Annotated in this window: 14 protein-coding genes; 3 read left to right on the forward strand and 11 right to left on the reverse strand. The window is 45.1% G+C overall.

Annotated features, from left to right (window positions below):
- Positions 1-9: 9 nt before the first annotated feature.
- The 3 genes from MKX36_RS18500 to MKX36_RS18510 all read right to left on the reverse strand — a co-directional run bounded on the left by MKX36_RS18500 (position 10) and on the right by MKX36_RS18510 (position 4,457).
- Positions 10-270, reverse strand: a complete 261-nt coding sequence (locus MKX36_RS18500) for an IreB family regulatory phosphoprotein (RefSeq protein ID WP_007431624.1) — start codon at positions 268-270, stop codon at positions 10-12.
- A 136-nt stretch (positions 271-406) separates the two neighbouring features.
- On the reverse strand, positions 407-3,040 hold the full coding sequence (alaS, locus tag MKX36_RS18505; protein WP_058710647.1) for an alanine--tRNA ligase: 2,634 nt from the start codon (positions 3,038-3,040) through the stop codon (positions 407-409).
- A 349-nt stretch (positions 3,041-3,389) separates the two neighbouring features.
- A complete protein-coding gene (locus MKX36_RS18510; RefSeq protein WP_340865295.1) occupies positions 3,390-4,457 on the reverse strand; it encodes an AI-2E family transporter in 1,068 nt (355 codons plus the stop codon).
- Positions 4,458-4,668: 211 nt separating this feature from the next.
- Between MKX36_RS18510 and MKX36_RS18515 the strand changes: the two genes are divergently transcribed.
- On the forward strand, positions 4,669-6,642 hold the full coding sequence (locus MKX36_RS18515) for a methyl-accepting chemotaxis protein (protein WP_340865296.1): 1,974 nt from the start codon (positions 4,669-4,671) through the stop codon (positions 6,640-6,642).
- Positions 6,643-6,819: 177 nt separating this feature from the next.
- On the opposite strand, the gene MKX36_RS18520 is transcribed toward MKX36_RS18515, so the two are convergent.
- The 4 genes from MKX36_RS18520 to cymR all read right to left on the reverse strand — a co-directional run bounded on the left by MKX36_RS18520 (position 6,820) and on the right by cymR (position 9,661).
- Positions 6,820-7,032 carry a hypothetical protein gene (locus MKX36_RS18520; protein ID WP_013311529.1) on the reverse strand — a complete coding sequence of 71 codons (213 nt, stop codon included), beginning with the start codon at positions 7,030-7,032 and terminating at the stop codon, positions 6,820-6,822.
- 10 nt (positions 7,033-7,042) lie between these two features.
- Positions 7,043-7,564: a PRC-barrel domain-containing protein gene (locus MKX36_RS18525; RefSeq protein ID WP_016819088.1), complete on the reverse strand. Its 522-nt coding sequence runs from the start codon at positions 7,562-7,564 to the stop codon at positions 7,043-7,045.
- 135 nt (positions 7,565-7,699) lie between these two features.
- The gene (locus MKX36_RS18530) at positions 7,700-8,851 is read right to left on the reverse strand and encodes a cysteine desulfurase family protein (RefSeq protein ID WP_193189961.1); all 1,152 of its coding nucleotides are present in this window, start codon (positions 8,849-8,851) and stop codon (positions 7,700-7,702) included.
- Between the two features lie 390 nt (positions 8,852-9,241).
- Complete coding sequence (gene cymR, locus MKX36_RS18535) at positions 9,242-9,661, reverse strand: cysteine metabolism transcriptional regulator CymR (protein ID WP_013372613.1); 420 nt, start codon at positions 9,659-9,661, stop codon at positions 9,242-9,244.
- Between the two features lie 304 nt (positions 9,662-9,965).
- Between cymR and mnmA the strand changes: the two genes are divergently transcribed.
- Positions 9,966-11,087, forward strand: coding sequence for a tRNA 2-thiouridine(34) synthase MnmA (gene mnmA, locus MKX36_RS18540; protein ID WP_340865297.1), 1,122 nt, complete (start codon positions 9,966-9,968; stop codon positions 11,085-11,087).
- A 269-nt stretch (positions 11,088-11,356) separates the two neighbouring features.
- Here the strand turns inward: mnmA and MKX36_RS18545 are convergent, their stop codons facing one another.
- Entirely contained in the window at positions 11,357-12,013 is a 657-nt protein-coding gene (locus MKX36_RS18545) for a DUF5984 family protein (protein ID WP_025365608.1), read from the reverse strand.
- Positions 12,010-13,158, reverse strand: a complete 1,149-nt coding sequence (locus MKX36_RS18550) for a WXG100 family type VII secretion target (RefSeq protein WP_340865298.1) — start codon at positions 13,156-13,158, stop codon at positions 12,010-12,012. The genes MKX36_RS18545 and MKX36_RS18550 overlap by 4 nt, the downstream gene beginning before the upstream one ends.
- Before the next feature lie 418 nt (positions 13,159-13,576).
- On the opposite strand from MKX36_RS18550, the gene MKX36_RS18555 reads away from it, so the two are divergent.
- Positions 13,577-14,407: a PPK2 family polyphosphate kinase gene (locus MKX36_RS18555; RefSeq protein WP_016819116.1), complete on the forward strand. Its 831-nt coding sequence runs from the start codon at positions 13,577-13,579 to the stop codon at positions 14,405-14,407.
- A 105-nt stretch (positions 14,408-14,512) separates the two neighbouring features.
- Here MKX36_RS18555 and crcB (MKX36_RS18560) read toward each other — a convergent pair whose 3' ends face one another.
- Together crcB (MKX36_RS18560) and crcB (MKX36_RS18565) are read right to left on the reverse strand one after the other, a co-directional pair.
- Entirely contained in the window at positions 14,513-14,878 is a 366-nt protein-coding gene (gene crcB, locus MKX36_RS18560; protein WP_016819117.1) for a fluoride efflux transporter CrcB, read from the reverse strand.
- Positions 14,875-15,276, reverse strand: coding sequence for a fluoride efflux transporter CrcB (gene crcB, locus MKX36_RS18565; protein WP_016819118.1), 402 nt, complete (start codon positions 15,274-15,276; stop codon positions 14,875-14,877). Before crcB (MKX36_RS18565) ends, crcB (MKX36_RS18560) begins: the two co-directional genes overlap by 4 nt.
- Positions 15,277-15,336: the final 60 nt, after the last annotated feature.

The following is a 15,336-nucleotide window of genomic DNA, read 5'->3' on the forward strand; positions in this document are numbered from 1 at the left end:
GCCTGTCTCCTAACGATGCTTAGCGAGATAGAAACGAACCAGCTCTTCAATCAATTCATCGCGTTCTTTTTTGCGCACCAGGCTTCTAGCATTATTATGCCGCGGCACATAAGCCGGATCACCGGATAGCAAATACCCGACGATTTGATTGATCGGATTGTATTCTTTTTCTACCAACGCATCATATACGGTCAACAAAATCTCCTGAGCAGAAGCTTCCTTCTCATCCGCCTTGACATTAAATTTGACCGTTTTGTCCATGGAATCCATTGTTGACACCTCGCTTCCACAAAACATGTGTACATGTTTATGCCAGCTTATTCTTTTATATCATACCATAAGCAAAGCCCTTCAAGGAAATGTCTAAGTCCGTTTTTTTCCAAAAATCCGCAAAAATTATCGAACTTTATCCTTGTGAGGCTGCTGACACCAATTCATGCGCACGTTGAAGTGCTTCGTCCAGCTTGCTGGCATCCTTACCCCCGGCTTGCGCCATGTCAGGTCGTCCGCCGCCACCGCCGCCGCATACGGCCGCAATTTCTTTCACGAGCTTACCTGCATGAAGTCCCGTCTTGGTATGCTCAGCTGGGACAACAACGACAAAATTAACTTTGTCGTCCATTGCAGCGCCTAGCGCCAGCACAGCTGCAGGGAGCTTACTTTTCAGCTCATCAGCAATCGCACGCAGCGCATCCATGCTGGAGGCCTGCACGCGTGCAGCCAACAACTGCACTCCGCCAGCTTGCACGACTTGATCAGTCAGCTGACCCGCCTCAATAGCGCTCAGCTTGCTTTGCAGTGATTCATTTTCACGACTGAGGTCTTTAATTTGTTGCTGCAAAGATTCGATGCGTTTTGGCACCTCGGACAGCTTGGATTTAACAAGCCCAGCCGACACCTTCAACAGCTCTAATTGGCCTTCCATATACTCAAAACCAAAACGTCCGGTCACTGCTTCAATACGACGTACACCTGACCCGATGCCGCTCTCGCTGACAAGCTTGAACAAACCAATTTGCGAAGTATTGCTGACATGACATCCTCCGCACAGTTCGATGCTGTAATCGCCAACCTTAACGACCCGTACGATATCACCATATTTCTCACCAAACAGTGCCATCGCTCCAAGAGCTTTGGCTTCGTCAATCGGTTTCAGTTCAATCGTCACATTCAGTTGGCTCCAGATAGCACGGTTAACCCGCAGTTCAATATCCGCCAGTTCTTCTGGGGTAATGCTACCAAAATGGGAGAAGTCAAAACGCAGACGCCCAGGTTCTACCAAGGAACCCGCCTGATTGACATGGTCACCCAGCACTTCTTTAAGCGCTTTGTGAAGCAAATGCGTAGCCGTATGGTTTTTCTCAATTTCTCCACGTGAAGCTTGATCTACTTCAGCTTTTACCGTATCGCCTACGTTCAGCTCACCAGCCTCTACAACGACTTGATGCACATGCTGACCTTGCGGCGCCTTGAACAGCCCTTCAACCTTCGCGGTTACCGTTCCGCCACGCAGTAAGCCATGGTCACTGACTTGCCCGCCGCTTTCGGCATAGAAAGGAGTCACATCCAGCACGACCTGACAGGACTGTCCTTCACTAACACTCTCCACCAGCATATCATCATATACAATTGCCACAATTTTGGACTCAGTTACGAGGTCATTATATCCAACAAAATCACTTTTAACCGCCAGATCAGACAAAGCTCCGCCCTGAATCTTCATGCTGGCATTATCTTGATGAGCATCGCGCGCACGTTGACGCTGTTCCTGCATCGCTTCATCAAATCCTTCACGGTCTACTTTCAAGCCCTGCTCGTCCGCATAATCCTCTGTGAGGTCGAATGGGAACCCGTACGTATCATACAGCTTGAAAGCATCTGCTCCGCTAATGACGTTGCGGCCTTCGGCCTTTGCCTGAGCACTGATATCAGCCAAAATAGCTAATCCGTCAGTCAATGTTTCATGGAAACGCTCTTCTTCTGTTTTAATCACCTTGATGATGAAATCACGCTTGTCTACGACCTCAGGGTAGTATACGCCCATGATATCCCCAACGGTTTCCACCAGTTCAAACATAAATGGACGGTTCATACCCAGCATTTTTCCATAACGAACAGCCCGGCGCAGCAAACGGCGAATGACGTAACCCCGTCCTTCATTGGAAGGAAGTACACCGTCACCAATCGCGAAAGCAACAGTACGAACATGGTCAGCAATGACCTTGAGAGCCACATCACTGTCCACATTGTCGTTATATTTAACGCCTGCCATGGCAGCCGTTTTCTGGATTAGTGGCTGGAAGATATCCGTATCAAAGTTGGAATCCACATTTTGTAAAATGGATGCAAAACGTTCCAAGCCAGCCCCTGTATCAATATTTTTATTAGGAAGCGGCGTGTAGCTACCATCTTTGTTATGGTTGAATTGCGAGAATACCAGGTTCCACACTTCCAGATAGCGCTCATTTTCTCCGCCCGGATACATTTCAGGGTCCGTCATGTCGCTGCCGTAGGCTTCGCCACGATCATAAAAAATTTCCGTACAAGGTCCGCAAGGTCCTTCACCGATATCCCAGAAGTTATCTTCCAGTTTGATGATACGTTCAGCCGGAAGTCCAACTTTTTCGTTCCACAGCTTGTACGCTTCCTCATCCTCAGGATATACCGTTACAGCCAGACGCTCTGGATCAAAGCCGATCCATTTCGGGTCTGTCAGAAACTCCCATGCCCATGTGATGACTTCTTCCTTAAAATAGTCGCCAATGGAAAAGTTGCCGAGCATTTCGAAAAACGTGTGATGACGGCGGGTTTTACCGACATTTTCAATGTCGTTCGTCCGAATACATTTTTGCGAATTAGCGATACGTGGATTTTCTGGTTTTACACGTCCGTCAAAATAAGGCTTAAGCGGCGCCATACCCGCATTAATCCACAGCAGGGAAGGATCTTTATGTGGAACAAGCGGTGCGCTTGGTTCAATCACATGTCCTTTGCTTTCAAAAAACTCCAGCCATTTGGAGCGGATTTCACTAGCTTTCATATAAGTAGCCTCCTAATTATGGTGTCACTGGTTTCTGGCACAGGCCATAAAAAATAGAAAAACGCCCCTGAACGGATCAGGGACGATTGTATCGCGGTACCACCCTGGTTATCGCCGTCCCTTCTGTACGAAATGCTACATGTGCAAGCGCACACCAACATCTGCTAACGGACGATCGATCGCCTTGTTTTCACTGGTAACGGGAGCATCCCGGCGGGTTCAGCCCGCACTCCGAAATGAGCTTTCCCTACTGGATAAACACATTTAAACATACTCAATTCAGTATATCCGTGTCATTTAGCCGTGTCAACGCGATTTCAGACAGCACGCATCCGGGATATAGACGAAATCAGATCGTTTTTCGTTTCACGTAATATGCAAAAAAATGCTGAAGCCCTACCTTCAAAACCGCCATCACAGGAACTGCCAAGATCAAGCCAGCAATTCCCGCAATTTCCCCGCCGACTAGCAGAGCGAAAATAATGGCTAGCGGATGCAGATGCAGCGTTCGTCCCACCACCTGAGGAGAGATTACATTACTTTCCAACACTTGAATACAGGCATTAACGACTACGACTAAAAGTACCATTTTAAAGGAAACCGTAGAAGCCATAATTACCGCCGGTGCAGCGCCCAAAAAGGGGCCCAAATATGGAACAATATTAAAAAGAGCCACTACTCCGGCCAGCAACAGCGCATAAGGCATGCCAATCAGCATATATCCAATATACGCCATCACGCCAATAATGACGCACACCAGCAATTGGCCCCTGACATAGTTGCCAAGCGCCTGATCAATTTCCTTAAGTACTGATACAATCGCCTTACGACGAGAACGCGGGAGATAAGATACAATCGTCCGTTCAAACACGTCAAAATCCTTTAAAATATAAAAAATAAGAAAAGGGACAATAAACACATTGAACAGCATGTTGATCATCCCACCAATGTTGTCCATAAAGGTAGAAATCCCAGTAGCCATCCGATTCTCCAGTTGGAAAAACCATTGATTCATCCCCGTTCGCACCCCTTGGGGTAAAATACCGCTGTCCATATTCGTCATTAGTCCCTGTGCATGCATGGTCAGCTCAGGCAGATGCTCATTCAGCTCATCCAGTTGTTCAATGAACATTGGAATCAGATTCATCAGGATCACAATAAGACTGGCCAAAAACACAGCATAAATGAGCAGTACAGCTACACTACGAGGCACCTTTCGACCGCCCAGCATACTGACTACAGGATTAAGTACATAGGAGATGATCATCGCTACCGCAAACGGAGCAATGATTGTTTTCAGAAATTCATACAAATGCAAAAACAAAGGTCTCAGCAGCCAGATAAAATATAGAATGACAAGTCCCAGCAGCGTCCATATGCCGTACCGGAACAGTCTACTTTTCGTTAATTGGTCCATTTTGTGCCCCCTTACCGGACTAGCCTCCTTTAAGTATATGCCTGTAGCTGTACTTTAATCCTTCCCGCCAGTCTGAGATGTCCCATTAATAACCATTGTGAAAAATTGATGAAAATGGATGAAAACAATAAACAAAGTCATTCGATCTGACGATATAAGTACAAAGCACTATCCTAAGCTTTCACATTTCTGAAACATCGGGGGTCGTTACATGAACTTAAAAATGAAGCTTATTCTCCTTTTCACTTGCATTGTAATCGTTGCAGCTGGGCCTTTGTCCGTCATTAGCATGACAAGTGTTAAAAATCAGGCCAATCATGATATCCAAGAGCTTATGAACAGCAAAGCTTCCGAAACCGTCAATCAGCTCGACGGATGGACAGGCGGCAAAGCTGAAATTATTGAAACATTAGCTGCGAGTCTGGAATCCAGCGATATTTCATCAGATGCCAAAATAGCATCTCTGAAAGCAGCTTTCCAAAACTATAAGGATCAAAATATTTCCAACATTTATGCAGGGTATGAAGATGGATCTTACTGGGATGGATCTGGCTGGTTTGAAGAGGGTTACGATCCTCGCGCTCGTCCGTGGTACAAGGACGCCAAAACCAAGGGAGAAATGTACTATTCCTCACCTTATACTGATGCAGGCAGCAATGACTTCACCATTTCCATTGCTAAACCTCTCAAGGATGCCAACGGCTCGATCACCGGGGTAGTCAGCGAGGATATTATGCTCAACGATATGACAAAAATGATTAAAGGCATAGACTTGAACGGATTGGGCTACGCATTTCTGATTGACCAAAAGGGAGTCGTAATCGCGCATCCAGACAACAAGCTGGCTGGCAAAAACCTCAAGGAAACCCCCGAGTTAGGATCATCGACCGCGACCCTGCTCAGCACAGCTTCGGGAAAAACAGACTATAGCTACAATGGCAGTGACCGTCAACTTTATTTTAAAAGAATGCCTAGCACAGGCTGGATTGTAGGCCTGTCTATTTCTAAAGATATTGCTTTTCAGGAATATTACTCTACTCGTAATCAGTTGATTATTACTGTTGCTATCATTTTAGTCGTTGCTATGCTGCTGGCGATCTGGGCGGCAAACAACTTTATCAAGCCGATTCGCAGACTCCAAACAAATGTCAAACGGATAGCTGAAGGCGATATGACCGCTCGTGTGGATATTAAGGGTAAAGATGAAATTGCCAGTCTGGGGACAGATTTTAACCTCATGTCAGACAATCTCTCTCACCTGTTGCGCAAGGTATCAGATACAGCTAGCGATGTCAGTTCCGCTTCCCATGATATGCATCAACACGCCAAAGATACAGGAACCATTGCATCACAAATTTCTAGTGCAGTTCAGGAGCTAGCGCAAGGAGCCAGCGACCAAGCCGAGGCGGTATATTCCGGTTCTGAGAAGCTGACACACATGACAGGCTCCATCAACCAGATTGGCGAAAGTGTCAAACGGACCCAAACCGCTGTATTCGAAACTGATTCTGCTGTGCTGGCCGGCTATGAAACAGCAGAGCGTCAAGCGAAACTGGCAGCCGAGTCCAGACAAACAACCACTGCGGCAGGAGAAGCGGTAGATTCACTCACGCTGAAAACCCAGGATATTGGGCGGCTGGCCGGGGCCATCCACGATATCGCCGCACAAACAAACCTACTGGCCCTCAATGCATCCATTGAAGCGGCACGGGCCGGGGAACACGGACGAGGTTTTGCCGTCGTCGCGGGAGAAGTGAGAAAGCTGGCCGAACAAGCAGGTAGCTCCAGTGACAGTATCATGAGTAAGCTGGAAGAAATTAAAATTGCGGGAGTACAAAGCGCGGAAGAAATGAAGAAGGCTCTTGCTGTAACTGTAGAGCAGGAGCATGCTGCCATTGCAACGAGACAGGCGTTTGAATCCATACGTGGCGCTTCTCAGCACATGCTTGCCCAAATTGAAGATGTTTCTGCTGCAGCAGATCATCTGCGTGTGAATGCCGGACATATTTCTGATGTCATCTCCAGCGTTGTCGCTGTTTCTGAGCAAAGTGCAGCATCTACCGAGGAAGTAGCTTCCTCAGTACAAGAACAAGGTCATGCTATGAACAATATTGCCGACCTTTCTGCCAGACTTGATTCTCATGCAGATCTTCTATTGGAAGAGGTCAAACGCTTTAAATTGTAAAACTAGCCATCTTCACAAGAAAGGATATACAAAAGAGGGTGCCCCCAGGCCAATAGCCGTTCGGGACACCCTCTCCATTTTTTATTAAGCATGATCCAACCCACTTAGCTATATGTTAAGCAATAGGTGGAAGATCACACCTCTTCGTAAACAGCCTGTCCACTTCCCGAGTCAAGCTTAGGAAGAAGCGTGAATTTGCGGCAAGTCCTGTTGTGCCATCTCATCTCCAAAGAATAAGTCGTCCAGCGAACTGAGCGTTCCATCCTCTTCCACTTGGTAGACAGACATTTTTTCACCATTCACTTGAAGTTCGATAAAGCATCCCCAGCAATAAAATTGATGGGAGCCAATTTTTCCGATATCTTTGGAATTACAATTCGGACATCTCAATAAACTCACCCTATCCATTAACAGAATATATGGCTTTTTCCAGACGCTGCTCGCTTAACGGGGGGACCATAACAGCATTTTCCCCGATGGACATATCTTCGGTGCAGGGCAGCCATTTCCGCCCTTCAATAATATCCGATACAAAACCATCGCTGATTTCCAAGCCTATTATGTTATTGCCCATTTCCTGGTCAAAATAAACATCCGAGATGTGCCCGAGCATAAGCCCTTCCTCTGTTAGCACGGATAAATCCTTCAGTTTACCGGGTCCAAGCAAGTACGTATGTTGTATATCATGGGCCTCTGTTTTACGGACGGCCTGCTGATTGCGAATCATGATCGCATCTTCACCATAAGCAACGATGTCATCCCAGGCCACCATTTTGACATGAGATGAAAAAAGCCCTTTACCTTCTAGCTCAATCCCTGTAATTCGCCAATCAGCTGTCAACATAAAGTCATGTATTTTACCAATCTGCTTCCCGTCCTCGACATCGAAAACAGCAAGTCCGATCATGTCTTGAAGCCTCATATATAGGGTCCCTCCTTACTATGCAGTCCGAACGAAGGTGCGGTGTTTTTCCTACATGCCTGTCAATACCTTGCTTCCGTTCATGCAATGAAATGGAAACCGCTCCTCCCTTCTTACTAAAATGCGGAGAAATCCCTAGTACCTAGTACGCAGCCGCTTCCATATAGTTTCAATTTTCTTGGCCGTGTATTCCATTTCTTCCGTAGTATTACCCAAACCGAAGCTAAATCGAATCGCTGAATTCAAAACATCTTCAGGAAGATCCATCGCCTGCAACACATGTGATAGCTCTAGAGACCCTGAAGTGCAGGCTGAGCCGCTGGCCGCTGCGATTCCTTCCATATCGAGATTCATCAGCATGGTCTCTGTACCAATGGCTGGAAAGCTAATATTTAGCACATTAGGCACAAAATGTTCAGGATCGCCATTAATTATAAACTCATGGCTGCCCAGAGAGCTTTCCAACGCTTTTAGCAGCGTTTGGCGAAGAGCCATATCGTGTGCTCCTCGCTCTTCAATGGAAGCCTTGGCAAGAGTTGCGGCTTTAGCAAGCCCAGCAATGCCGGCGATGTTTTCTGTTCCTGCACGGCGTTTCTTCTCCTGAAGTCCCCCATGCATTAGCGGCTGAATGCGTGTACCCTGACGGATATACAATGCACCCACTCCTTGCGGTCCGTTAATCTTATGGCCAGACACACTAAGTAAGTCAATCGGGAGGTTCCCGCAGTCGATGGATATATGCCCGAAAGCTTGAACTGCATCTACATGAAATATAATTCCATGCTCTCTCGCAATCTGTCCTACTTCTTGGATCGGCTGAATGACGCCCACTTCATTGTTGGCATACATCATGCTGATCAAAAAAGTATCCGGGCGAATAGCTGCCTCAATGTCCGCAGGATTCACACGCCCAAAGCCATTGACTGGGACATAGGTCACCTGGTATCCCGCTTTTTCCAGCTCATCGCAAGCATGAAGCACGGCGTGATGTTCAATCGCGGTTGTAATAATATGGCCGGAAGTACGACCATCTGCCGTAGCCGTCCCAAACAGGGCCAGATTATCACTCTCTGTCCCTCCGCTCGTAAATATAATTTCTTCAGGCTTGCAGCCCAAAGAGGCCGCAACGGCATCCCGCGCTGCGCTGACGGTGCGCTTGGCATCGCGGCCAAAGGCATGAACGCTCGAAGCGTTGCCGAATTGACCGGTCATGATATCCATCATAGTCTGCGCAACCTCAGGATGCATAGGAGTCGATGCGGCATGATCCAGATAAATTCTGTTCATGTTATCCACCTCAAATATAGAACATCTTGTTTTTAGTATTGCCGAAGTTCCATTATATACTTCTTTATTGATATAATGCACTTTAAAAGTTTTTGTAAGAGCATTTCAACTGCAAGTATTCACGGAGACCCCCTTGATCCGATTATCGGTGTAAGAAGACAGATACCTCGCAGAGGTCGTACTATAAAAAGCTTTGGCCAAAGCTCAAGCTGCTTATGACGAAATCAAAAAAGGGATTGGTCCGTAAAAAATAACTCTCAGACATGCTCAAGCTTGGTAATTTACAGGATAGACAATTTTAATGTATTTTATATAGAATTAAAGCCCCATATAATGGGGCTAAAACGTTTGATAAACCAAGATCTTTCTCGTTATATACATAATTGGAAATCAAATATAAAACATGTAGTTATCCAATTCATCATGTTCTTGGTATGTGATCAAGTCCTTGAGTGTAGTTGAATCCAGCACTTCAGCAATGCTGTCACGAATTCGCAGCCAGAGCTGGCGTTTTGCCGGATCGTCTTCTTCCGTAAAATCAACTGGAGAAATCGGGCCTTCCAGCACACGAATGATGTCTCCTGCTGTTACGCCTGACGGTTCATTCGCCAAAATATAACCGCCATAAGCACCACGGATACTTTTTACCAAACCTGCATTACGCAAAGGCGCAATGAGCTGCTCCAGATAATGCTCTGATAGCTGATTTTTTTCGGCAATACTTTTTAAAGAAGTTGGACCTTCGCCAAACCTGGCCGCAAGCTCCATCATAATGGTCAGGCCGTAACGGCCTTTCGTTGATATTTTCAATTGTGGCACCTCGCTTATATTAACAATTCCGTTAAACACGCGGAATAATTGGAGTTGTAAACCTCTCTATTCCGATCCTAACCCTCAGCTTATGTTAACATATTAGGGCAGGTAAAGGGAAACATTACGGTAACAATCTTAAAAAAAGTTGCTTTCGAGCGATTAGCAACAGATTTAGCCCGTTTTATGTAGCTTTCTTGCATCGTTCGCCGTGTCGTTTGTTCATCCAAACATCGTAACTTATTATCGTTTATGTTACAATAGGTGGGTTCTACAACAATATTGAAAGAATTGGGTGATGACCATGGCTAAAGCCAATCATGAAACCCGTGTCGTCGTCGGCATGTCCGGTGGCGTCGACTCATCCGTTACCGCGCTGCTGCTAAAGGAGCAGGGCTATGACGTAATCGGCATCTTCATGAAAAATTGGGATGACACGGATGAATTTGGCCGTTGTACGGCTGAAGAGGATGCGGAGGATGTGCGCCGCGTCTGTGAACAGATCGACATTCCTTACTATACAGTCAATTTTGAAAAAGAATACTTCGATAAAGTATTCTCCTATTTTCTTGATGAATATAAAGCTGGACGCACACCCAATCCAGATGTCATGTGCAACCGTGAAATTAAGTTCGGCGAGTTTCTGAACAAAGCGCTGGATTTGGGAGCAGATTATGTTGCTACTGGACATTATGCACGGATTGTGGAGGAAGACGGCCGCTTTACTTTGCTGCGAGGTGTGGACAGCAACAAGGATCAGACTTATTTCCTGAATGCATTAAGCCAAACACAGTTGTCGCGAGCCATGTTCCCGATCGGTCATCTGCCGAAACCAGAAGTGCGTAAAATCGCAGAAGCTGCGGGACTTTATACAGCCAAGAAAAAAGATAGCACGGGCGTATGCTTTATCGGCGAACGCAATTTTAAGGAGTTTCTGAGTGGATATCTGCCTGCAAAAGGTGGAGATATGGTGGATATTGCTACGGGTGAAGTCAAAGGACGCCACGATGGTCTGATGTACTATACACTGGGTCAACGACAAGGCTTGGGCATTGGCGGCTCAGGTTCAGGCGAACCATGGTTCGTAGCAGATAAGGATTTGGAGAAGAATATCCTGTATGTGGTACAAGGTGATCGTCACCACAGCCTGTATTCTACCAGCCTGATTGCCACGGATGTAAACTGGATTGAAGGCGCAGATGCACGTCCATCTGGCGAATTCCGCTGCACAGCCAAGTTCCGTTACCGTCAGCCTGACCAGCAAGTCACTTTACAATGGCTTGCGGATGGGACCGTGCATGTCGTATTTGATGTACATCAAAAGGCCATTACCCCTGGACAAGCTGTTGTATTTTATGACGGGGAACGGTGTCTGGGTGGGGGAACCATTGATAAGGTTGAAAAACTTCAGCCTGAAACGGTTTGAATGAATGACAATTAACATTGAATAGCCGTAATAAAAAAGTCGTCTCTCCTGATTTGGGAGGAGCGACTTTTTTCTGTTACATGTTTTTAGCCATAAGTCGAAGGAAATTGGTGATCTGCTCTTTATGATGTCTGTCATGCTGGACAAACATTTCTTGTAAAAAGGTTTCCAAAGTATACAGGCTATTAGGAGTTTAATAATTAGTTTATTGGACAATGATAGCCCATCGAAAAAGACCTTAGAGGCACAAAGCTAATCAAGCAGTAAAACTATTCTTGGACTATTAAGCCCTTTATTTTTTCACAAATTTTTTCGGCGTCACTTTTGTTCTTAGAATTCAATAGAAGATTATCCAAGAAATCTTCAACAAAATTCCTTACAGTAGAATCAAATATACCAATGGGAATATATTCAACTCCAATTGGATTCATGAAAGTGATCCCTTCCGAAGAGTACGTAGACTCATTATCCCATGCAATCTCTATTTTATCGTTAACTCTCCTGAAGAATACATCAGGCAAAAATGAGCCTGCTCTATTTGAAAACCATGAGTGTTTAAACTCCCATTCTTGCTTTGTATCGAACCATTGATCAAATTCAGCGTCATTGTCGGAATCAAACAACAAACAATTATCTATAAGTTCAAGAGAGTTTTGTCCTTCAACTGGAAGAGGAAATGCTTCATCACTCAATATATGCATATGATTTTCACTAAACCATTCAACAATATAAATTAAGTTCCATTGAAAAGGTGTTACAACATTCTCTTTCTTATACTCAAAAATATTTCTTCCTCGAACAAAAATTTCAATTTCTCCCCATGATTCACCAGCTAAACTCTTTTCATTAAAAGGATTATTTACAAGTTCATATTGGATAGCAAAAGTACTTTTATCTCCAAATGTTCTCAGAATAACGCACCTCACTTATTTCTTAATAGCTTATTGTACTCCACTTTCGTAATTTTACCATCCCTTAGGAACTGCCTCAATACATCGGCAGGTACTTCCCTAGCAGGGTTCGTAACCTCATATGGATGCCAACCCGTTTCACCATCTGGTTGAAATTTAACAAGCTTCCCCTCATAAATATTATATAATTGCTTATTTTTTGAAGATGAATAGGCTGCATCCAATAACTTTTGCCCTGTCTCAGCGTCTGGAATGGGGTTAGGACTCCCCCACCCACTTTGAGGATCATGTTTGGGGCTAGGCTCATATGTTCTCTTTTGAATTTCACCCGTTCCTTCAAAACCATCAGGTACCTTTTCTACCTTAACTTCTGGGGAGTTAGACGAACCTCTACCTTCTCCTTTGGCCATCTGCCACAATTCCGCTGAGCTTTCCCCTACTCCACTTGCACTTTTAACCGCAGTTGTAGCTCCATGCGCCGCCAAAGCTGCCGATCCAATTAATGCGGGCACTCCGATTATACTCCCTACGCCTGTAGATGATATAGCAACTGATAATCCTTCTCCACCCAATCCAGCTACTACCTCACCAGCCCCCTGCAATGTTGTAGCTACATTCCCGAGGATTTCTCCTACTTTAGCTGCCATGGGATGATCATAATCTCGTTCTTTATCTGGCAGCATCCCCAATGTCAAATTTCCCTGAATAGCTCCTTTTGCTCCCTGTGCAGTATCCCAAAGGATTTCTCCTTGAAGTTTGCTAGCTTCCAATTGAGCTTCTGCCTTGGTAATCTCAGCTTGTCCAATCTGTTCAAAGATTTTATGTAACCAACCTTCACCTGTGGATGCCGTTTTAACAGGGGCACCAAGCCAGGGCACATTCAATACGACTTTTTCTCCATCTACCTGTGTAAAGTTTTTTGAAATAAAAATAAGTTCTTGTGCTACTGTCGATAGTCGGTCAATTGTTACACTCATGGATTGTCGAGAAACCTGAAATTCCTGAAAAAATCTCTCTTGGGTGGCACCATACCAGCCTTGTTGGACAAAATCAATTCGTCCATTCAAGAAATTCAGCATACGTTCCAATTCATGCTTTCCTTGTAAAAACTGATCAGCAACTTCCATCAGTTTGTCAGGTGGAACTAATATTCTCCCCATTTTAACCACGCCCACTTTAATTTTGATGGAAATAATCTTATCAGAAGGGGATGTTTAGGGACATCCATCTATTATCCTGATATTTCCTTTTATATTATGTGACCAATGGACTGAAATAAACAGATTACTATGTCAAAAGTATTATAATCCCTTGTTATGAGTTACATGGATCAAAGTAGAGTTAAATTTCAAGCTGCGTCTAGGAGTGGAAGTGTAACCGTTTCTGTTGATATCGTCTTTCTGCATGACTGTGAGTAATGACAACTTGCTCATTGTGGGCAACTTACGTGAAGAGGTTCATTCATGCGCTCATCGGTTGTTAAACGGATTGCGACACTAAGAAATTTTTGATAACGCCCCCATTTGGGTATATGATGTAGACAAGATCATTACTTCAATTGAAAAGGAGCGTGCCTTTATGTCTGATTCATTAGGAATGCTGACACCGGGTAAGAAAGTTTCTTTGAAAGAATGGGACCCCAAGGATACGAAGAATATTAAAAATAAAGAAGAAATCCGACAGGAAACAGATCAATTGAAGGAACGCTTTGCCGAATTACAAAGTAAATTATTTACAGAGAAAAAACAAGCCGTTTTGTTTGTATTCCAGGGTATGGATTGCAGCGGAAAAGATGGCGTGATCAAGCAGGTATTTTCTAATCTTAACCCTGCCGGGGTGACTGTACACAGCTTCAAATCACCTACGACTGAGGAATTAAGCCATGATTTCTTGTGGCGCGCCCATAGCGTAACTCCAGGACGCGGATATATTGCGGCGTTCAATCGTTCTTACTACGAGGATGTGCTGATTACACGTGTTCACGGACAGGTATCCGATAAGCAGGCCAAGCAGAATATGAAGCATATCAAGCATTTTGAACAGTTGTTGCTGGATAGTGGTGTAAAGGTGGTTAAAATCTTTTTACATATTTCAAAGCAATTTCAGTTGGAAAAGCTGATTGACCGGATTGAGAAGCCTCGCAAAAACTGGAAGCTTGATCCGAGTGATTTGCAGGAACGGAAATTTTGGAAGCAATATACCCAATACTATGAGGAGGTACTAGAGCTAAGTGCAACCAAGCAAGCACCTTGGTATGTTGTTCCTTCAGACAATCGTTGGTACAGAGATTATACTGTACTGCGGATTGCCGTCCAAACGCTAGAGGAAATGAAGCTATCTGACCCTGATCCACGACCTGAACTCAAAGCCCTTTTACCTGAATTATACAAAGAACGAGATAAAAAATAATTAAATAAGCACAGCACTAAGCTTCCGCCCTCCTATTCACGGCTGATACGCCTTGAGTGAGGGTTTGGAAGCTTTTATGGTGTGCTCACATGTCATTTTGAAAATTTATAAGGTATAACTGACCCTGTACCCGATTGCTGCAGCTATAACTCCTACTATTACAGAAGATAATACATACATAGCCATACGTCGGTATTTTTTGTGTTCCATCAGTTGAAGAGATTCATAGCCGAATGTGGAAAAGGTGGTGTAGCCGCCACAAAAACCGGTTCCCAGTAGCATCCAGAGTGCAGGAGACAAATTGTGTTGCGCAAACTCGCCATACAGCCAGCCGAGCAGCAATGAACCGCTAATATTAATGATCCACGTCCCCCACGGGAATACAGTACCCAACCTTTTTCCGGCCCACATGCCAAGCCCGTATCTCGCTAGTGTACCCACCATTCCACCTGCTGCCGCCCACCAAATCATAAATGTTCCTCCTTGGGGGCAACCTGTGTCATTTTTGTGCCTAAACGGATACCTGCCCACGTCAAAAACAAGCCCCCGCCTACGCTAAGCAGCAAGTACAATATAGCCGTCAGCATACGATCGTGAACCGTGAGGCGTACAGCATCCACTGTAAAGGTGGAAAAGGTGGTAAATCCCCCTGTAAAGCCTGTTCCGATGGCAAGTCGCCAGCGGGGGTTGATCCGCCACGATCGCAAGGTCACCGTAAAAAACCAGCCGAGAAACAGGCAGCCAAGCCAATTCATTAACAGGACGCCAAATGGAAAGTCTGCCCCAGCCGCAGGCAATAATAATTGTATACTGTAGCGAGCAGAGGTTCCGAGCGCTCCACCTGCTGCGACGAATAGTACGTCTTTCATTTCTTTTATTCCCTTCTTCACTCTTGCAAGATCATCGTGTAACCTGACAATGTTGTACAC

Source organism: Paenibacillus sp. FSL W8-0439, assembly GCF_038008995.1.
Taxonomy (GTDB): domain Bacteria; phylum Bacillota; class Bacilli; order Paenibacillales; family Paenibacillaceae; genus Paenibacillus; species Paenibacillus polymyxa.